Source organism: Brevundimonas sp. Root608, from assembly GCF_001427825.1.
Taxonomy (GTDB): domain Bacteria; phylum Pseudomonadota; class Alphaproteobacteria; order Caulobacterales; family Caulobacteraceae; genus Brevundimonas.
The window spans coordinates 387,095-405,742 of record NZ_LMGT01000001.1 but is presented as its reverse complement, the minus strand read 5'-3'; the positions used below and the strand labels follow the sequence as shown (position 1 = coordinate 405,742).

The following is an 18,648-nucleotide window of genomic DNA, read 5'->3' as shown; positions in this document are numbered from 1 at the left end:
ACCCGAATTAGGCGAATTTCGACCCTTTGGCCCCCATTCGGTCATGACCGATAAGGAAACAGCGCCTATATCAGCGGCGCCGGTTGTACGCAGGCGTGCGCGCACCGATCCAAGGGACGTGACGATACGATGGCGGACGATGCCGGTCGGCTGAACCAGGTCTTTGCCGAGACCAGCTTCCTGTATGGCTCGAACGCCTCGTTCATCGAGGACCTGCACGGGAAATGGGCCGCCGATCCGGCCTCGGTCTCGGCCGAGTGGCGCGCCTTCTTCGACCAGCTGCGCGACACCGCCGACACCGTGCGCGCCTCGGGCGCCGCGGGCGCGTGGGGCCGTTCGGCCGCTGATGAGCCGACCGAAGCCGCCGCTGTGTTCGACGGCCGCTGGCCCGCTCCGAAACCTGACCCGAAGAAGCCCGCCGCCGCCGCTGCTGCGCCCGCGGCGACGCCGGCCGTTTCCGCCGAGGCCGTCCGCGCCGCCGCCCATGACTCGATCCGCGCCCTGATGCTGATCCGCAGCTACCGCGTGCGCGGCCACCTGCAGGCGACGCTGGACCCGCTGGGCATAGAACAGGCCACCCACAACCCTGAACTGACCCCCGAATTCTACGGCTTCACCGAGGCCGACCTCGACCGACCCATCTATCTGGACGGCGTGCTGGGGCTGCAGACCGGCAGCATCCGCGAGGTGCTGGCCATCCTCAAGCGCACCTACTGCGGCCATATCGGCATCCAGTTCATGCACATCGCCGAGCCGGAGGAGAAATCCTGGCTGCAGGCGCGCTTCGAAGGCCCGGACAAGTTCGAGCAGAACGCCTTCACCAGGGAAGGCAAGCTGGCCATCCTCAACAAGCTGATCGAGGCCGAGGGCTTCGAACGCTTCCTGCACAAACGCTTCCCCGGCACCAAGCGGTTCGGTCTGGACGGCGGCGAGGCCATGGTCCCGGCGCTGGAGCAGATCATCAAGCGCGGCGGCGCCCTCGGCGTCGACGAGGTCGTCTTCGGCATGGCCCACCGGGGCCGCCTGAACACCCTGGCCGCCGTGATGGGCAAGCCCTATCGCGCCATCTTCCACGAGTTCCAGGGCGGCTCGACCGTGCCTTCGGACATCGAGGGCTCCGGCGACGTCAAATATCACATGGGCGCATCGTCGGACCGCGAGTTCGACGGCAACACCGTCCACCTGTCCCTGACCGCCAATCCGTCGCACCTCGAGATCGTCAATCCCGTGGTGCTGGGCAAGGCGCGGGCGAAACAGGCGTTCGACATCCGCGAGGCCAATGCCGCGCGGTCTGGGGACCCCGACGAGCAACTCGCGCTGGACCGCTCCAGGGTCATGCCCCTGCTGATCCACGGCGACGCGGCCTTCGCCGGCCAGGGCGTGGTGGCCGAATGCTTCGCCCTGATGGGGCTGAAGGGCTACCGCACCGGCGGGACGATGCATTTCGTCGTCAACAACCAGATCGGCTTCACGACGAGCCCGCGCAACTCGCGCAGTTCGCCCTATCCGTCCGACGTGGCCCTGATGGTCCAGGCGCCGATCTTCCACGTCAACGGCGACGATCCGGAAGCCGTGGTCTTCGCCGCCAAGGTGGCGACCGAGTTCCGGCAGAAATTCCACAAGGACGTGGTGGTGGACATGTTCTGCTACCGCCGCTTCGGCCACAACGAGGGCGACGATCCGACCTTCACCCAGCCGCTGATGTATTCGAAGATCCGCGCCCTGCCCTCGACGCGCGAGATCTACGCCGAGCGCCTGATCAAGGAAGGCGTCATCAGCCAGGCCGATGTCGACGCCGAGGTCGCTCGCTTCGAGGCCTTCCTCGACGCCGAGTTCGAGGCCGGCAAGGCGTTCGAGGCCAAGAAGGCCGACTGGATGGACGGCCAGTGGCAGGGCATCGGCCTGCCCGAGGGCGACGAGCGCCGCGGCGAGACCTCGGTCCCGGCGGCGAAACTGGCCGATCTCGGACACCGGCTGACGGCCATCCCCAACGACGTCGACATGCACAAGACGCTGAAACGCGTCATGGACGGCCGGCGCGAGATGATCACCTCGGGCCAGAACATCGACTGGGCCACGGCCGAGAGCCTGGCCTTCGGCTCGCTGCTGGACGAGGGCTTCCCCGTCCGCCTGTCGGGCCAGGATTCGGTGCGCGGCACCTTCTCCCAGCGCCACTCGGGCATCGTGGACCAGACCACCGAGGCCCGCTACGTTCCGCTCAACAACCTGCGCGAGGGCCAGGCCGAGTTCGAGGTCATCGATTCGGCCCTGTCGGAGGAAGCCGTCCTCGGCTTCGAATACGGCTACGCCCTGACCGACCCGAACACCCTCGTCATGTGGGAAGCCCAGTTCGGCGACTTCGTGAACGGGGCCCAGGTGGTGATCGACCAGTTCATCACCTCGGGCGAACGCAAATGGCTGCGCATGTGCGGCCTGACGATGCTGCTGCCGCACGGCTACGAGGGCCAGGGGCCCGAGCACTCCTCGGCCCGTCTCGAACGCTTCCTGCAGCAGTGCGCCGAGGACAATATCCAGGTCGCCAACTGCTCGACCCCGGCCAACTATTTCCACATCCTGCGCCGCCAGATGCACCGGCCCTTCCGCAAGCCGCTGATCATCATGACGCCCAAGAGCCTGCTGCGGCACAAGAAGGCGGTCTCGACCCTCGCCGACATGGCCGAGGGATCAAGCTTCCATCGCGTGCTGCACGACGACGCCCAGACGCGGCCCGAGGTCGCGGGGATCAAAATCAAGGCCGACAAGGACATCCGTCGCGTCGTCCTGTGCTCGGGCAAGGTCTATTACGACCTGCTGGAGCGGCGCGAACGCGACCAGATCGACGACGTCTATCTGATGCGGCTGGAGCAATTCTATCCGTGGCCGATGAAGTCCCTGCTGACCGAACTGGGCCGCTTCCCCAACGCCGAGCTGGTCTGGTGCCAGGAAGAGCCCAAGAACATGGGCGGCTGGACCTTCGTCGATCCATGGATCGAACTGACGCTGGAGAAGCTGTCCGTGAAGTCGAAGCGCGCGCGCTATGTGGGCCGCCCGGCCTCGGCCTCGACCGCCGCCGGATTGATGAGCCGGCACCTGAAAGAACTCGACGCCTTCCTGACCGACGCCTTCGCCTGATCCCGTCCCGGACAACGGCTGGGCCGTTTCCGGGATGACAAACGAACGAACCTGAGAGAGCCCGTCCCATGGCCGACATCCTGACCCCCGCCCTCGGCGAATCCGTCACCGAAGCCACCATCGGCAAGTGGACGAAGAAGGCCGGCGACGCCGTGAAGAAGGACGAGGTCCTGGTCGAGCTGGAAACCGACAAGGTGTCGCTGGAAGTCGTGTCGCCCGCCGACGGCGTCCTGTCCGAGATCAAGGCGCCCGACGGCGAGACCGTGACCCCCGGCGCCGTCCTGGGCGTGGTCACCGAGGGCGCCGCCGCCGCGCCGTCCGCCGAAGCGCCGAAGGCCGAGGCGAAAGCTGCTCCGGCGCCGAAGGCTGAGGCCGCTCCGGCCCCCGCCGCCGCGGCACCTGCCCCCGCGCCCGCCGCCGCCTCGGGCGGCTCGGTCGCCATCATGACCCCGACCATGGGCGAGAGCGTCGCCGAGGGCACGATGGGAACCTGGCTGAAGAAGGCCGGCGATGTCGTCGCCAAGGACGAAATGCTGGTCGAGATCGAGACCGACAAGGTCGCGGTCGAGGTGTCGGCTCCCGCCGCCGGGGTCCTGACCATCGCCGCCGAGGCCGGTTCGACGGTCACGCCCGGCCAGCAGATCGGTTCGATCGCCGCCTCCGGTGAAGGCGCGGCGCCCGCCGCAGCCGCGCCGGCTCCGGCCGCCGCCAGCCCGGCCAGGGCCGCAGGCGGGGACGCCCCGCACCTGTCGCCCGCCGTCCAGCGCGTGGTCACCGAGAACAACCTTGATCCGAAGGCGCTGGCCGCCACCGGGCCCAAGGGCAACATCACCAAGGCGGACGCCATCGCGGCCATTGGCGCCGCCGCTCCGGCTCCGGCCGCCGCGGCTCCAGCAGCCCCCGCCGCGCCGCGCGCCGACCAGCCGCGCGAGGAGCGGGTCAAGATGACCCGGCTGCGCCAGACCATCGCGCGCCGCCTCAAGGAATCGCAGAACACCGCCGCCCAGCTGACCACCTTCAACGAGGTGGACATGACCAACGTCATGGCCCTGCGGACGCAGTACAAGGAGGTGTTCGAGAAGCGCCACGGCGTGAAGCTGGGCTTCATGTCCTTCTTCACCAAGGCAGTGGTCGCCGCCCTGAAGGAGATTCCGGCGGTCAACGCCGAGATCGACGGCACGGACATCATCTACAAGAACCACTATGACATCGGCGTCGCCGTCGGCACCGAGAAGGGGCTGGTCGTGCCGGTCCTGCGCGACGCGGATGCGCTGTCGCTGGCGGGCATCGAGAAGGGCATCGCGGCCCTCGGCAAGGCGGCCCGCGACGGCGCCCTGACCCTCGATCAACTGCAGGGCGGCACCTTCACCATCACCAACGGCGGCACCTACGGCTCGCTGATGTCGACGCCGATCCTGAACGCGCCGCAGTCGGGCATCCTGGGCATGCACAACATCGTCCAGCGCCCCATGGCGGTGAACGGCGAGGTAGTGATCCGGCCGATGATGTACCTGGCCCTGAGCTACGATCACCGCATCGTCGACGGCAAGGAGGCCGTGACCTTCCTCGTCCGGGTCAAGGAACTGCTGGAAGACCCGGCCCGGGCGCTGCTGGACCTGTGATGGGCGGCTGGGGGGCGCCGCTTCGGCCGGGCGTCGGCGCGGCCCCGCCGCCCTTTGCTCGGTGGTTGGTGATCCTGTGGCTCGCGGCGAGCGTCCTTGGCCTGTTGTTCCTTGGCGGCAGCCTTGTCTGGCTCGGCTGGTTCGACCGGCCGGTCTCGCAGCCTCCATTCGATCTGCCGCTCCCGTGGCTGCCGATCCTTGATGTCCCCATACTCGTTGCGATCGGCGGATACGGAGTGGCCGCGGTCGCTTGCTGGCGCCGCCGCCCGGCGCTTCAGCCCTGGCTGATCGGCGCTGCGGGCCATTTCGTCTTCTTGCTCGCCGGCGCCCTGGTCTCGGGCGGGATCGACCCGGCGGCGATGATCTCGTTTGACGTCCTAGTCGACTGGGTCCGGTTTTTCCTGCCGGGCATGCTCATCCTGACCCTGGACCGGGCGCTGCTTGAGGCCCTGCCACAGCCGTTCCGCTCGGCCTGAAGTCCCGCAGGGGCAGTCGGGCGAGCAATCGTCCGGTTCGTGACTACCTGAGACGCATGACGATGATCGAGATCGCCCGGTTCGCCGACGTCTACGAAGCCGAGATCGCTGCGTCGCGCCTGCGGGCCGACGGCTATGACGCCGTGCTGGGCGGAGCCGAGCATGTGAAGGTCAATCCGCTGGTCCTCCAGGCCCTGGGCGGCGTGAACCTGTCGGTGCCGAATGCTCAGGCGATCGCCGCGCGGACGCTGCTTGAAAGCCTTCGGGGCGGCGCCGAGCGGCTTGAGGACGCGGACCCCGTCACCGCCGATCCCGTGCGCAAGGCAGGTCCGCTGGCGCTCCTCGCGGCGATCGGACCTGGATTTCTGGTCGGCTCGTGAACGGCTACGTCCAGATTTGACGCATGCGCATGCTGTGATGGCTGAAAACCCCGCAGGGTCTGGTCTTTGACAACTGAGTTCGGCGTGGTCGCGCGAGACCCCGGGTGGACGGAGTGGACTCTTCGGACGCTTCGGACGGTGTTTTTCAGGGGACGGATGAGACTCATGAGACTCATGAGACTCATGAGACTGCGTTTTCCGCCCGTCTCGAGAGGGGTCGGCTTCAGGTCCCGAGGCTGCCCAGCACCTCTTGCGTATCCGCGCCCAGCGCGGGCGGCGCCCGGTCATAGGCGACCGGCGTCAGCGACATCCGGATCGGCGAGGCCACCGTCCGCACCGTCCCCGACAGGTCCGCCCGCGACTGCGTCACCTCCAGCCCACGGTGCTTCGCCTGCGGCTCGGCGAAGACCTGGTCGATCGTGTTGACCGGCCCGCAGGGCACGCCCGCCGCCTCCAGCGCCGCCATCAGCCCGTGCATGGTCTGCCACGCCGTCAGGGCCGACAGCTCGGCCGTCAGGACCGCGCGGTGCTCGATGCGCAGGGCGTTGGTCAGGAAGCGCGGATCGGCGCCCATCCCCTCCGCCCCCAGCGCCCCGCACAGGGCCCGGAACTGGCCGTCATTACCCACGGCGATCACTACCATGCCGTCGGTGCAGGGGAAGGGCTGGTAGGGGGCCAGATTGGGATGCGCATTGCCCATCCGCGTCGGCGCCTTGCCCGAGACGAAGAAGTTCGTCGCCTGATTGGCCAGCATGGCCGCCTGGACGTCGAACAGGGCGATATCGACATGCTGCCCCTGCCCTGTCGCCCGCGCATGCATCAGGGCCGCCAGGATGGCGTTCGAGGCGTAGAGGCCGGTGAACAGGTCCACGACCGCCACCCCGACCTTCATCGGCTCGGCCCCGGCTGAGCCGTCGGGCTGGCCGGTGATCGACATCAGCCCACCCATGGCCTGGATCATGTAGTCGTAGCCGGCGCGGTGGGCGTCCGGCCCGTCCTGGCCGAAGCCGGTGATCGAGCAATAGACCAGTTTCGGATTGATCGCCGACAGGGCCACGTGGTCGAGGCCGTACTTCTTCAGCCCGCCGGTCTTGAAATTCTCGACCACGACATCGCAGGTCTTCGCCAGCTCGCGGATGACCGCCGCCCCCTCGGGCGTGGCGAGGTCCAGCTCGACCGACTTCTTGCCCCGGTTGGCGCACAGGAAATAGGCGGCGTCGCCCTTCGACCCGTCCGTCTTCATCGTAAAGGGCGGACCCCAGTGTCGGGTGTCGTCGCCGACGCCGGGCCGCTCGATCTTGATCACCTCGGCCCCGAGGTCGGCCAGCATCTGCGTCGCCCACGGCCCCGCCAGCACGCGGCTGAGGTCGAGGACGCGAACGCCGGAGAGCGGGCCTTTCGGAGTGACTGTCAGAGCCCCGGATCCCACACGCCGGCGTCGCGCATACGGCATTCGCGGGCCTCGCGCGCCCGGCCGTCCATCTCCTCGGCCATGCAGCAGACGGCCCTGGACACCGTGGCCTTGTGAACCCCGGGCACCAGGGCGTGGGTGAAGGCGCAGGCCGCCAGCTTGAGCAGGCGCAGGCCGAACCGTGACGAGGCGGCCATATGTTCGAAATAGCCCTCTTCGACCTGGCGCGGGTGTTCGACGAAGAGTCGATGGAAGGTGCGGATCATGGCGACAGCCTAGCCTGCGTCGGGCCGTCCCTCTACCCGACCGATGTATTTTGGCCTAAACCGCGCGCCAGAACAGGGGGAGGCCGGATCGCGGGACGATTCCGCCGCGCGCCCCCGACACGCTCAGGAAAGACCCCCATGGCCGACGGCGCCCCCGCTTCCCACAAGACCTTCCGCTGGGACGACCCGCTGGACCTGTCGGGCCGGCTGACCGACGACGAGCGGATGATCCAGGACGCGGCCCGGTCCTACGCCCGCGAGAAGCTGCTGCCCCGCGTGGTCGAGGCCTTCCGCGACGAGACCTTCGACCGCGCCATCATGACCGAACTGGGCGAGATGGGCTTCCTCGGCGCCATGCTGCCGGAACAGTACGGCGGCTCCTCGGTCAGCCACGTCGCCTACGGCCTTATCGCGCGCGAGATCGAGGCGGTCGACAGCGGCTATCGCTCGGCCATGTCGGTCCAGTCGTCCCTGGCCATGTACCCCATCTACGCCTTCGGCTCCGAAGAGCAGAAGATGCGCTTCCTGCCGCGCATGGCCGCCGGCGAACTGGTCGGCTGCTTCGGCCTGACCGAGGCCGACGGCGGCTCCGACCCGGCCTCCATGAAGACCAAGGCCGTCGCCGTCGACGGCGGCTACAGGCTCAACGGCGCCAAATACTGGATCACCAATTCGCCGATCAGCGACCTGGCCGTCGTCTGGGCCAAGCTGGACGACGTGATCCGCGGCTTCATCGTCGAGCGCGGCATGGACGGCTTCACCACCGACAAGATCGGCGACAAGCTGTCCCTGCGGGCCTCCATCACCGGCGACATCGGCCTCAACGACGTGTTCGTGCCGGAAGAGAACCTGCTGCCCGGCGTCAAGGGCCTGCGCGGTCCCTTCTCCTGCCTCAACAAGGCCCGCTACGGCATCGCCTGGGGGGCCATGGGCGCCGCCGAGGCCTGTTTCCACCTGACCCGCGACTATGTCGGCGAGCGCATGCTGTTCGGCCGCCCCCTGTCCTCGCGCCAGCTGGTGCAGAAGAAGCTGGCCGACATGCAGACCGAGATCTTCCTCGGCTTCGAGGGTGCCCTGGCGCTGGGCCGGCTGCTGGATCAGGGGGCCTGGGTCCCCGAGGCCATCTCGATGATGAAGCGCAACAACTGCGGCAAGGCCCTGGCCATCGCCCGCGAGGCCCGCGACATGCACGGCGGCGCCGGCATCACCGGCGAGATGCACGTCATGCGCCACGCCATGAACCTCGAGACGGTCAACACCTATGAGGGCGCCCACGACGTCCACGCCCTGATCCTGGGCCGGGCCATCACCGGGGAAAGCGCCTTCTAGGCCTCGCTTCATCACCCTGTCGTCATCGCCGCTTTCCCGCGCTAGGGTCAGCGTGATCACGGGGGGACCAGCGATGCGGCGTTTCAATCTTCGGGCCGGCGGCCTTTCCCTGCTGGCGCTCGCTGCGGCGGTTCCGCTGCTGGCGGCCGGGCCTGTCGCGGCCCAGCAGTCGCCGGTGCCGTTCGACGCCCAGCGCGGAGTGTTCACCTTCGCCACCGGACTGGAGCGTGCCCTGCCGGCCGTCGTCCAGGTCACGACCCTGGGCCAGTCCGAGGGTCCCAGCTCCGGCGAGAACGAGCCGCGCCCGATCTCCAGCGGCTCGGGCGCCATTATCGACGCCCGCGAGGGCATCGTCGTGACCAACAACCACGTGGTTGAGGGGGGGCGGAAATTCACCGTCGACCTGACCGACGGCCGTATCTTCGACGCCGTCCTGATCGGCACCGACAAGGCCACGGACCTGGCCGTGCTGAAAATCGAGGCGGCCTCCTCGACGGGTCTCGGCCTGTCGCAGATCGAGGTCGTCAATTCCGATTCCCTGCGGACCGGCGACCTTGCCTTCGCCGTCGGTTATCCGCTGGGACTGGACCAGACCCTGACCATGGGCGTGATCTCGGGCCTGGGCCGGTCCGGCATGGGCGACCGGATCGAGGACTATATCCAGACCGACGCGGCCGTGAACTCGGGCAATTCAGGCGGCCCGCTGCTGGACAGCCGCGGTCGGCTGATCGGGGTCAACACCTCCATCCTGTCCGGCGGCGGCGGCGGCAATGACGGCATCGCCTTCGCCGTGCCCAGCCGGATCATGATGTATGTCGTGGCCCAGCTGCGCGAGACCGGCCAGGTCAAGCGCGGGACGACGGGCGTCATCCTAGGATCGCTGAACGCCGAGCGGTCCCGCACCTTCGGCCTCGGCATCGTTCGCGGCGCGGTGGTCGAGGACGTGGCGCCGGGCTCCTCGGCCGAGGCGGGCGGCCTGCGCCGGGGCGACGTCATCACCCGAATCCAGAACCGCCCGGTGTCGAACGCCGGCACGGTCGCCGCGACCGTCGGCATCGCCGCGCCGGGAACCGAGGTCGCCGTGGTCTATCTGCGCGAGGGACACGAGGCCCGCACCACCCTGACCGTGGAGGCGCCGAGCGACCGCCCGGTCATCTCCGGGGCGGACGCGGTGATCGCGCGCGGGGCGGCGGTGCGTCTGGCCAGCGACGGCCTGCAGGTCTTCGCTGTCGAAGGCGGATCACCCGCCGCCGCCGCCGGACTGCAGGCCGGCGACATGATTCGCTCGGTCGATGGTCAGGCGACGGTGGACCTCGCGGGCCTCACGCGGGCGCTGGACAAGACCGGGGAGGCGGCGCTGTCGGTTACGCGAGGCGAAGCGACGGTGGATATCCGCCTGCCCTGACCCCTGTCGACGCCAGACAGCAAAACGCCCGCTCTGCCGGAGGGGGGAGGGTGGCGGAGCGGGCGTCTCGCTTTGGAGGAAGCATCGGCCCGTCGGAGCCCTTGGTGGAGAAATCCAGGAGGGGCTGGGGGGGCTGTTCAGATCCGGAACTGCTCCGAACTCCAGCGGGCCGATACCGAGACTTCACCCCGTAACGCGGCGGGCGATGGGCCGAAGCGAGGCGATTTCATGTTCGGCGCGATTTTCGCGGGGAGCTGTTCTTGCCGACACAGTGTTCGGTGGAGACGCTCCTGGAGACGGCGCGGGAGCGCTGGCGTTTCGCGAATGTCGGCGTAACCTGATGCTGATGAGCGACGCCGCCGATCTGCAGTCACAGCCCGGTCCGGTCTTTTTCGACCGCAAGGAGCTGGACCTGATTCTCAGGGTCTACGGACGGATGGTCGCCGCCGCCGAATGGCGCGACTACGCCATGGTCGGGCACAGGGACGTCGCCGAATTCGCCGTCTTCCGCCGTTCGGGCGACGCGCCCCTGTACCGGATCGAGAAACGCCCCGCCCTGCGCCTGAAGCAGGGCCAGTGGGCCGTCATCGGCGAAGGCGGCCATGTGCTGCGCCGGGGCCGCGAACTGGCCCAGGTGCTGCGGGTGTTCGACAGCCGCCGGTTCTCCATTGTCGAATAAAAAGCCCCGGCGTTTCCGCCGGGGCCTTTCCGATCTTGAGTTGCCGGCCCGCCTAGTCCCGGCTGCCGCCCATGAACATCAGCAGGAACTGGAACAGGTTCACGAAATTGATGAACAGCGACAGAGCGCCGAAACCGGTCGCCACGCCCATGGCCGCCTTGTCGCCGCCCAGGGCGTAATAGGTCATCTTCAGCCGCTGGGTGTCGAAGGCGATCAGGCCCGAGAAGATCAGCACGCCGAGGCCGCTGATGATCAGGGCCAGCATGCCGGACTGCAGGAACATGTTGACCACCATGGCGATGATCAGGCCGATCACGCCCATGATCAGGAAGCTGCCCATCGCGGTCAGGTCCTTCTTGGTCGTATAGCCGAACAGGCTGAGCCCCCCGAACGCGGCGGCCGTGACGAAGAAGGTCGAGGCGACCGATTCGCCCGTGTAGCGCAGGAACACGATGCCCAGCCCGGCGCCGATGGTCGCGACCACGGCCCAGTAGAGGAGGTTCACGCCGCCCGCCGTCGGGTTCTTCATAAAGAACATGGAGCCGAACAGCATCACCAGCGGCGAGAACTGGACGATCATGCCGAGCATGGTCAGGCCGATGCGGCCGTCCGGTCCCACCGCAAACAGCAGCTGCTGCACGGCGGGGACGTTGCCGGTCAGGTAGGCCAGGGCGCCGGCGACCACCAGGCCCAGGGCCAGCTTGTTGTAGACGCCCAGCATGAAGCTGCGCAGGCCCGCGTCCGTCGACATATCGGCCGTCGCAGGCGCGGTGTTGTAGCCGTTTCTGAAATCGCTCATGGCGAGATCGGTCCTCCATTGGGCCGGCAGTCCCGGCCTTTGCACAAATATCGGGCCGCTTGGCCCCTTCCGCAAGGAAAACCGGACTTGGGCCCGCCGTTCCCAACCGCTACCAAGGGTCGCATGGTCCGGCTCTTCACCGCCCTGTCCGTTCCCGACGACGTGGCCGAAACGCTGGCGCGCCGCCAGACCGGCCTGCCCGGCGCGAAATGGCGCAACCGGGACCAGTTGCACATCACCCTGACCTTCTATGGCGAGGTCGACGGACGCCGCGCCGACGATCTGGCCGTTGAACTGGAGCGGGCGGCGGCGGGCGGGCCATTCGAGGTCGCCCTGACGGGCGTCGGTTCGTTCGGCGACGACCACCAATCGCGGACCCTGTGGGCCGGGGTCGAGCCGAGCGAGCGGCTGTCGGTCCTGGCCGGCCGCTGTCGCAGCGCCGCCGATCGGGCCGGGATTGCGGTAGAACGCCGCGACTACCGCCCGCACCTGACGCTGGCCTATCTCAAGCCGCACGCCAATCCGGATCGGATCGGCGCCTGGATCGCCGGCCACAACCTGCTGCATTCGCCGCCGATACGGATTGACCGCTTCGGCCTCTTTTCCAGCGTCCTGACCCACGACGGCAGCCATTACGAACTCGAGCGGGAGTATCTGCTTTGACCGGACCGGTCCTTCAAACCGAACGCCTGATCCTTCGCCCCATCGCGATCGAGGACTTCCCCCGCTGGGCGGAGATGATGGGCGATCCCGAGGCGGCGAAATTCCTTGGCGGCGCCCAGCCGGCGGCGGTGGCCTGGCGCGGCTTCATGACCATGGCCGGGGCCTGGAGCCTGACCGGGATTTCCATGTTCTCGCTGATCGAGCGCGAGACCGGCCAGTGGCTGGGCCGGATCGGGCCATGGCGGCCCGAGGGCTGGCCGGGAACCGAGGTCGGCTGGGGCCTGCACCCCGACGCCCAGGGCAGGGGCTACGGCGTCGAGGCCGCCACCGCGGCGATCGACTACGCATTCGACACCCTGGGCTGGACCGAGGTCATCCACTGCATCGATCCGGACAATGTCCCGTCGCAGCGGCTGGCCGAGCGGATCGGCTCACGCAATCTGGGACCGACCCGCCTTCCCCCGCCGTTCCACGAGCTCACGATTGACCGCTGGGGTCAGAGCCGGGACGAGTGGCGGGCGCGCAGGCCGGGCTGAGCCCGACCGGTCGTTTCGCGCGTTACAAGGTCAAGCTTTGACCCCGCGTCGCCATCCGGTACGCAAGGTCGGCGCAAATCACGAAGGATGGTCGGATGCGGGTTCTTGTTCTGGGCGGCGACGGTTTCTGCGGCTGGCCGACAGCCCTGCATCTGTCGGCGCGGGGCTGGGACGTCTGCGTCGTCGACAATCTGAGCCGCCGCAACATCGACAATGAGCTGGAGGTCCAGTCCCTGACCCCGATCCGGACCATGGGCGAGCGCATCGCCGCCTGGAAGGACGTCAGCGGCCGGACCATCGACTTCGTCAACATGACGGTCGGCAAGGAGTTCGACCGGCTGGTCGCCCTGATCCGCGAGTGGAAGCCCGACAGTGTCGTGCATTTCGCCGAGCAGCGGGCCGCGCCCTATTCGATGAAGTCGGCGCGGCACAAATTGTACACGGTCGACAACAACCTTAATGCGACGAACCACCTGCTGGCGGCCATCGTCGAGAGCGGGCTGGACGTACACCTGGCGCACCTGGGCACCATGGGTGTCTATGGCTACACCACGGCGGGCCTGCGCATCCCGGAAGGCTATCTGAAGGTCACGGTCGACACCGACTTCGGCCCGGCCGAGCAGGAGATCCTGTTCCCGCCGAACCCCGGCTCGATCTATCACATGACCAAGACGCAGGACGCCCTGCTGTTCCAGTTCTACGCCCGCAACGACGGCCTGCGGATCACCGACCTGCACCAGGGCATCGTCTGGGGCACCCAGACCGAAGAAACGCGCCGGGACGAGCGGCTGATCAACCGCTTCGACTACGACGGCGACTACGGCACGGTGCTGAACCGGTTTCTGATGCAGGCGGCGGTGGGCTATCCGCTCACGGTGCACGGCACGGGCGGCCAGACGCGCGCCTTCATCCACATTCAGGACACGGTGCGCTGTGTCGAACTGGCGCTCGCCAATCCGCCGAAGTCCGGCGAGCGGGTCAAGATCCTGAACCAGATGACCGAGAGCCGCCGGGTCCGCGATCTGGCCGCCATGATCTCCGACATGACGGGCGCCGAAGTGCACAATGTGCCGAACCCCCGCCAGGAAGCCGACGAGAACGAACTGATCGTGGCCAATGACCAGTTCCGCGACCTGGGCCTGAAGCCGATCACCCTGGCCCAGGGCCTGCTGGACGAGGTCACCGACATCGCCCGCCATTACGCCGGCCGGGCCGATCTGTCGAAGGTGCCTTGCGTCTCGACCTGGAACAGCAAGCGGGCGCTGGCGGTGCAGACCGAGCCCACATTGACCGCGCCGCCGAAGACTCCGGTCCACGCGCGATCGGCCTGAGACACCTGCGTGCCGGACGCTCCCGCATCCCTGCTGGTCTTCGGCGGCGGCTGGCTGGGCCGTGCCGCCGCCCGAGAGGCGATTCGGCGCGGCGGCCGGGCCGTCCTGACCAGTCGTGACGCCGGACGGCGCGCCGCCCTGGCCGCGGACGGTTTCGTCGCCGTCGATCCAGCGGACCCGGCAGCGCTGGCGGCTGCGGTCGCCGACGCCTCCGCCATCCTGATCACCGCGCCCCCGGAGGCGACCGGCTGTCCCGGCGTGAAGGCGTTGCTGCCCGCGATCACGGCGTCGGGATCCTGGCCCGACTGGATCGGCTACGTCTCGTCCACGGCCGTCTATGGCGACCGCGCCGGCGGCTGGGCGCTCGAGGACAGCGAGCTGAACGCCGCCAGCCTCGAGGGGGCGCGGCGCGTCAGGGCGGAACGCGACTGGCTGGACGCGGGACAGGGCATGGGACTGACCGTGCAGCTGTTCCGGCTTCCCGCCCTCTACGGTCCCGGCCGCTCGCCTCTGGACCGTCTGCGCGACGGCACGGCGCGGCTGGTCAGGAAGCCGGGCCAGGTTTTCAATCGCGTCCACGTCGACGACGCGGTGTCGGGCCTTTTCGCCTCCATGGCGCGGCCGCGGCCCGGCGCGGCCTACATCCTGTGCGACGACGAGCCCGCGCCCGCCGATGTGGTGATGGAAGGCGCGGCCCGGCGGCTGGGCCTGCCCCTGCCGCCCGAAGTCGACTGGCGCGACCCCTCGGTCAGCGAGGCGATGCGGCGCTTCTATCTCGACTCCAAACGCCTCTCGAACGCCCGCGCCAAGGCCGAGCTCGGCTGGCGGCCGACCTATCCGACCTGGCGCGACGGGCTGGAGGCGATGGTCCGGGACACCGCGACATAGGCCACATCGGTACAGGACAATCGGGCGACGACATCCGCGACATCGCGGGCGCGACATCATCGATATCCGGCACAAGGACGACAACCACCTCGCCGCCATCATACCCGGGACGAGTCCGGGATGACGGATGGAAGGTGAAGCCGTTCTAGAACGGCAGCAGGTTGCGCTGACGGCTGTAGGCCATGGTGCCGACGTTGGCGCCCAACCGCAGGCCGACGCCGGTGCGGATCGGGGCCAGGACGATGCCGTCGGCGCGCTGGTAGTTCACGCCCAGACCGCCGACCAGATAGGCCGAGCCCTCCACGCCGGGGTAGCGGCGGTAGATCATGTCGGGGTGGAACAGGCCGTAGACCAGGGTGAAGACCCGGCTGGCGTTGCCGCCGACGTCCCAGCCGATGGAAATGCCCTGCCAGAACACCTCCTGCGAGGCGGACAGGTCCTTCATGTGCAGCGCGCCGCGGCCGTAGCGCAGGCCGATGCCGGCCGCGCCCGAGCCCTCCTCGCCGGCGATGTAGGCCGTCGGGCGGTCTCCCTGTTCAGCGAAGATGCGCTCGATGGCGCCGCCGATGGCCTCGGCGGCGATGCCCAGCTCGCGCGAGCCGGCGGCGACCAGTTCGTCGGCCGTATAGGCCTGGGCCTGCTGATCGGAGGCGATCGGATAGTTGGGATCGCCGGCCTGGCCGTTGGTCGCGCAGGCGGACAGGCCCGCGGCGCCGGCGGTGGCGGCGAGACCGGACAGGATCAGTTGGCGACGGTGCATGGCGAATCTCTCAGCGCGGACGGGACAAGGCAAGGTCGCCGTCTTTTGCGTCAGCCTTGCGGCGGCAAGGTTAACGGAACCTTGCCGAAAAGGCCGTTCAGCCCCGCAGGGCCGCGCCCAGCTTGCCCGCCGCGGCGACGATTTTCGCCGACAACGTCTCGATCTCCGCCTCGGTCAGGGTCGCCTCGACGGGCTGGATCACGACCTCCAGCGCCACCGACTTCATGCCCTCGGCCACGCCCGCGCCGCGATAGACGTCGAACACCCGCACGTCGGCGATCAGGGCCTTGTCGGCCCCGGCCACAGCGCGCGTCAGGTCACCGACCGCCTTGCCGTCCTCGACCACGAAGGCGAAGTCCCGGGTCAACGGCATGAGATTGGCCAGATTGGCCGCGCCCCGCGCCTTGGATTTTGCCCCGCGTGGCTCGGGAACCGCGTCCAGCACGATTTCGAACCCGAGCATCGGCCCGTCTGCGTCCAGCGCCCTGAGCACCCGGGGGTGCAAGGATCCGAACTCGACCATGACGGTCTTCGGACCCAGCTGCAGGCGGGCCGAGCGGCCCGGATGCCACCAGTCCCGGTTCTGGCCCTGGACCAGTTGCAGCGAACCCACGGGCGCGCCCAGTTCCTCCAGCAGCGCCATCAGGTCGCCCTTGAGGCCGAACAGGGCGTCCTCGGCCGCTCCGCCCCAGTGCCGCGCCGAGCGCGGCGCGATCAGGCCGGCGACGACGGTGCGCTGGCCGGTCGGGCTGTCGTCCAGATAGATGGGCCCGATCTCGAACAGGGCGGCGTCGGCGTGACCGCGCGCGGCGTTGCGGGCGGCGGCCTGGATCAGGTTCGGCAGGACCGAGGGCCGCATGCAGTCCAGATCGACCGCGATGGGGTTCTCGACCAGCAGACGTTCGTCGCCGCCGCCAAAGAGCGCCGCGGTCGACTGCCTGGTGAAGGACCAGGTGACGGCCTCGGCATAGCCCATGGCCGCCAGAGCCCGGCGCGCGCGGCGGACGCGAGCCTGACGCGGGTTCAGCACGCCGCGCGACGGCGCGCCCTGGTCGGGCAACGGGGTCGACGGCAGGGCGGCGTAGCCCTCGATGCGAGCGACCTCTTCCACCAGATCGGCGGGCCCCTCAACGTCGCGGCGCCAGGATGGCGGCGTCACCGTCCATGGCGCGCCCCGGGCGACCTCGAAACCGAGGCGGGTCAGGATTTCGGCGATCCTGTCGTCGTCCAGAGACAGGCCCGTCAGCTGACCGACGCGGGCCGGATCGAAGGCGAAGGGCGCGGGATCGGCCAGGGCCTGCCCCGCCAGGACGACCTCGGACGGCTCGCCGCCGCACAGGTCGAGGATCAGACGTGTCGCCAGCTCAAGACCCGGCGCCATGAAGGCCGGATCGACGCCGCGCGCGAACCGGTACTGGGCGTCGGAACTGATCCCCAGCGCCCGGCCCGTCTGGGCCGTCACCAGGGGGTCGAACCAGGCGCTCTCGAGAAAGACGTCCACGGTCTCGTCCGAACAGCCGGTCGACTCGCCCCCCATCACCCCGCCGAGGCCGATGGGACGCTCGCCGGCGGCGTCGGATATGACGCAGATGCTCGGGTCGACGGCGTAGGTCTTGCCGTCCAGGGCGATGAGGTGCTCGGGCTGGCCGCCCTCGTGGCCCGGCGTGGCGGAAGCGATCTGCCCGCCACGTACGACGATCTCGGTCCCGACCAGCTTGGCCGCGTCATAGACGTGCAGGGGGCGGCAGCGGTCATAGGCGACCAGATTGGTCACATCGACCAGCCGGTTGATCGGGCGCAGGCCGATGGCGATCAGCCGGTGCTGCAGCCAGTCCGGCGACGGACCATTGCTGACCCCCCGGATAAGGCGACCGGCGAACGCCGCACACATCTCCGGCGCCTCGATCCGTACCGTGATGGGCGACGCAAAGGCGCCCGCCACCGGCTCCACGGACGGGGTCGTCAACTGGCCGAGACCCGCCGCCGCGAGGTCGCGCGCGACGCCCGCCACGCCCAGCCAGTCGGGCCGGTTCGGAGTGACCTCGAAATCGATCACCGGCTCGGCCCCGAACACGCCCGCCGCCGGGGTCCCGACCGTCAGGTCGTCGGGCAGGTCGAGGATGCCGTCGCTTTCGCCGGCGAGCTGCAGTTCCGCCGCCGAGCACAGCATGCCGTGCGAGACCACGCCGCGCACCGGCTTCTCGACCAGGGTGACGTCCAGTCCGGGCACATAGGCGCCGATCGGCGCATAGATGGTGGTCAGCCCCGCGCGGGCGTTGGGCGCGCCGCAGACGATCTCCTTGCGGCCATCGACGGTGTCGACCTGGCAGACCTGCAGCCGGTCGGCGTTGGGATGGCGTTCGGCCGAGACGATCCGGGCCACCGTGAACGGCGCGAGCGCCGCGATCGGGTCGTGGACATCCTCGACCTCCAGCCCCGCCATCGTCATGGCGTCGGCCACGGCCGCCGCTTCGGCGTCCGTGTCGAGATGTTCCTTCAGCCAGGAGAGGGTGAATTTCACGCGAGGGTTCCGGAAGGTGTCGCGACGTCGGACATGGATTTGACGCCGCCCCGAAGCTGTTCCAGCAGATCGTCCGATCCGGTGAAGCCCACCTGCGCGAACCGGCAGCGGACAAAACGGCAGTTCGACATGCCGACGACCCCGGCCAGCTTGGTGGTGCTGAGGGGCCGGTACAGAAGATTGCGGACATCCGACGTCGTGCCCATGGCGCAGTTGTCGAACGTCGTCCCGTTCATGACGGCCACCACCGCCGGCCCCTCGATCACGCAGTCGGTGAAGGTCTTGCCGTCGATCGCCATCTGGCCGGCGTTCCAGTGCTGAACGGCCAGGGACGGAAGCCAGACGGCCTCCTTCTCGAAACTGGTGCGCGCCACCAGGGCGCGGCCGGCGGCCTCTTCCGGGGACAGGGTCGGGATCTGGTCGGTCATGCCTGGGGTCTCTCGATTTCGG

Annotated in this window: 17 protein-coding genes; 11 read left to right on the top strand and 6 right to left on the bottom strand. The window is 68.9% G+C overall.

Features of this window, described 5'->3' with window-relative positions:
• Positions 1-129: 129 nt before the first annotated feature.
• The 4 genes from ASD59_RS01960 (at position 130) to ASD59_RS01945 (ending at position 5,610) form a co-directional block, all read left to right on the top strand.
• Positions 130-3,132 carry a 2-oxoglutarate dehydrogenase E1 component gene (locus ASD59_RS01960; protein ID WP_055827494.1) on the top strand — a complete coding sequence of 1,001 codons (3,003 nt, stop codon included), beginning with the start codon at positions 130-132 and terminating at the stop codon, positions 3,130-3,132.
• Between the two features lie 68 nt (positions 3,133-3,200).
• Positions 3,201-4,754 (top strand): 2-oxoglutarate dehydrogenase complex dihydrolipoyllysine-residue succinyltransferase, encoded by a 1,554-nt coding sequence (odhB, locus tag ASD59_RS01955; RefSeq protein WP_055827491.1) that lies wholly within the window; start codon positions 3,201-3,203, stop codon positions 4,752-4,754.
• 68 nt (positions 4,755-4,822) lie between these two features.
• On the top strand, positions 4,823-5,230 hold the full coding sequence (locus ASD59_RS01950; protein ID WP_156376890.1) for a hypothetical protein: 408 nt from the start codon (positions 4,823-4,825) through the stop codon (positions 5,228-5,230).
• Positions 5,231-5,286: 56 nt separating this feature from the next.
• Positions 5,287-5,610, top strand: coding sequence for a hypothetical protein (locus ASD59_RS01945; RefSeq protein ID WP_055827485.1), 324 nt, complete (start codon positions 5,287-5,289; stop codon positions 5,608-5,610).
• Positions 5,611-5,833: 223 nt separating this feature from the next.
• On the opposite strand, the gene ASD59_RS01940 is transcribed toward ASD59_RS01945, so the two are convergent.
• Both ASD59_RS01940 and ASD59_RS01935 read right to left on the bottom strand, forming a co-directional pair.
• Positions 5,834-7,063 carry a CaiB/BaiF CoA transferase family protein gene (locus tag ASD59_RS01940; RefSeq protein WP_055827482.1) on the bottom strand — a complete coding sequence of 410 codons (1,230 nt, stop codon included), beginning with the start codon at positions 7,061-7,063 and terminating at the stop codon, positions 5,834-5,836.
• On the bottom strand, positions 7,021-7,287 hold the full coding sequence (locus tag ASD59_RS01935) for a DUF6356 family protein (RefSeq protein ID WP_055827478.1): 267 nt from the start codon (positions 7,285-7,287) through the stop codon (positions 7,021-7,023). The genes ASD59_RS01940 and ASD59_RS01935 overlap by 43 nt, the downstream gene beginning before the upstream one ends.
• 138 nt (positions 7,288-7,425) lie before the next feature.
• Here ASD59_RS01935 and ASD59_RS01930 point away from each other — a divergent pair, with 138 nt between their 5' ends.
• The 3 genes from ASD59_RS01930 (at position 7,426) to ASD59_RS01920 (ending at position 10,700) form a co-directional block, all read left to right on the top strand.
• Positions 7,426-8,616, top strand: a complete 1,191-nt coding sequence (locus tag ASD59_RS01930; RefSeq protein WP_055827474.1) for an acyl-CoA dehydrogenase — start codon at positions 7,426-7,428, stop codon at positions 8,614-8,616.
• Between the two features lie 73 nt (positions 8,617-8,689).
• Complete coding sequence (locus tag ASD59_RS01925; protein ID WP_055827471.1) at positions 8,690-10,021, top strand: trypsin-like peptidase domain-containing protein; 1,332 nt, start codon at positions 8,690-8,692, stop codon at positions 10,019-10,021.
• A gap of 346 nt (positions 10,022-10,367) precedes the next feature.
• A complete protein-coding gene (locus ASD59_RS01920) occupies positions 10,368-10,700 on the top strand; it encodes a DUF2794 domain-containing protein (protein WP_082560070.1) in 333 nt (110 codons plus the stop codon).
• A 52-nt stretch (positions 10,701-10,752) separates the two neighbouring features.
• Here the strand turns inward: ASD59_RS01920 and ASD59_RS01915 are convergent, their stop codons facing one another.
• Positions 10,753-11,499 (bottom strand): Bax inhibitor-1/YccA family protein, encoded by a 747-nt coding sequence (locus ASD59_RS01915; protein WP_055827468.1) that lies wholly within the window; start codon positions 11,497-11,499, stop codon positions 10,753-10,755.
• Positions 11,500-11,622: 123 nt separating this feature from the next.
• On the opposite strand from ASD59_RS01915, the gene thpR reads away from it, so the two are divergent.
• The 4 genes from thpR (at position 11,623) to ASD59_RS01895 (ending at position 14,917) form a co-directional block, all read left to right on the top strand.
• The gene (gene thpR, locus ASD59_RS01910) at positions 11,623-12,162 is read left to right on the top strand and encodes an RNA 2',3'-cyclic phosphodiesterase (protein ID WP_055827466.1); all 540 of its coding nucleotides are present in this window, start codon (positions 11,623-11,625) and stop codon (positions 12,160-12,162) included.
• Positions 12,159-12,698, top strand: a complete 540-nt coding sequence (locus tag ASD59_RS01905) for a GNAT family N-acetyltransferase (protein WP_055827464.1) — start codon at positions 12,159-12,161, stop codon at positions 12,696-12,698. The genes thpR and ASD59_RS01905 overlap by 4 nt, the downstream gene beginning before the upstream one ends.
• 95 nt (positions 12,699-12,793) lie before the next feature.
• Positions 12,794-14,029 (top strand): NAD-dependent epimerase/dehydratase family protein, encoded by a 1,236-nt coding sequence (locus tag ASD59_RS01900; RefSeq protein WP_055827462.1) that lies wholly within the window; start codon positions 12,794-12,796, stop codon positions 14,027-14,029.
• A gap of 9 nt (positions 14,030-14,038) precedes the next feature.
• On the top strand, positions 14,039-14,917 hold the full coding sequence (locus tag ASD59_RS01895) for an NAD-dependent epimerase/dehydratase family protein (protein WP_082560011.1): 879 nt from the start codon (positions 14,039-14,041) through the stop codon (positions 14,915-14,917).
• 145 nt (positions 14,918-15,062) lie between these two features.
• Here the strand turns inward: ASD59_RS01895 and ASD59_RS01890 are convergent, their stop codons facing one another.
• The 3 genes from ASD59_RS01890 to ASD59_RS01880 form a co-directional block, all read right to left on the bottom strand.
• On the bottom strand, positions 15,063-15,677 hold the full coding sequence (locus ASD59_RS01890; RefSeq protein ID WP_055827460.1) for a DUF1134 domain-containing protein: 615 nt from the start codon (positions 15,675-15,677) through the stop codon (positions 15,063-15,065).
• A gap of 97 nt (positions 15,678-15,774) precedes the next feature.
• Complete coding sequence (pheT, locus tag ASD59_RS01885; RefSeq protein ID WP_055827458.1) at positions 15,775-18,198, bottom strand: phenylalanine--tRNA ligase subunit beta; 2,424 nt, start codon at positions 18,196-18,198, stop codon at positions 15,775-15,777.
• Positions 18,195-18,626 (bottom strand): hypothetical protein, encoded by a 432-nt coding sequence (locus tag ASD59_RS01880; RefSeq protein WP_055827456.1) that lies wholly within the window; start codon positions 18,624-18,626, stop codon positions 18,195-18,197. Before ASD59_RS01880 ends, pheT begins: the two co-directional genes overlap by 4 nt.
• Positions 18,627-18,648 lie beyond the last annotated feature (22 nt).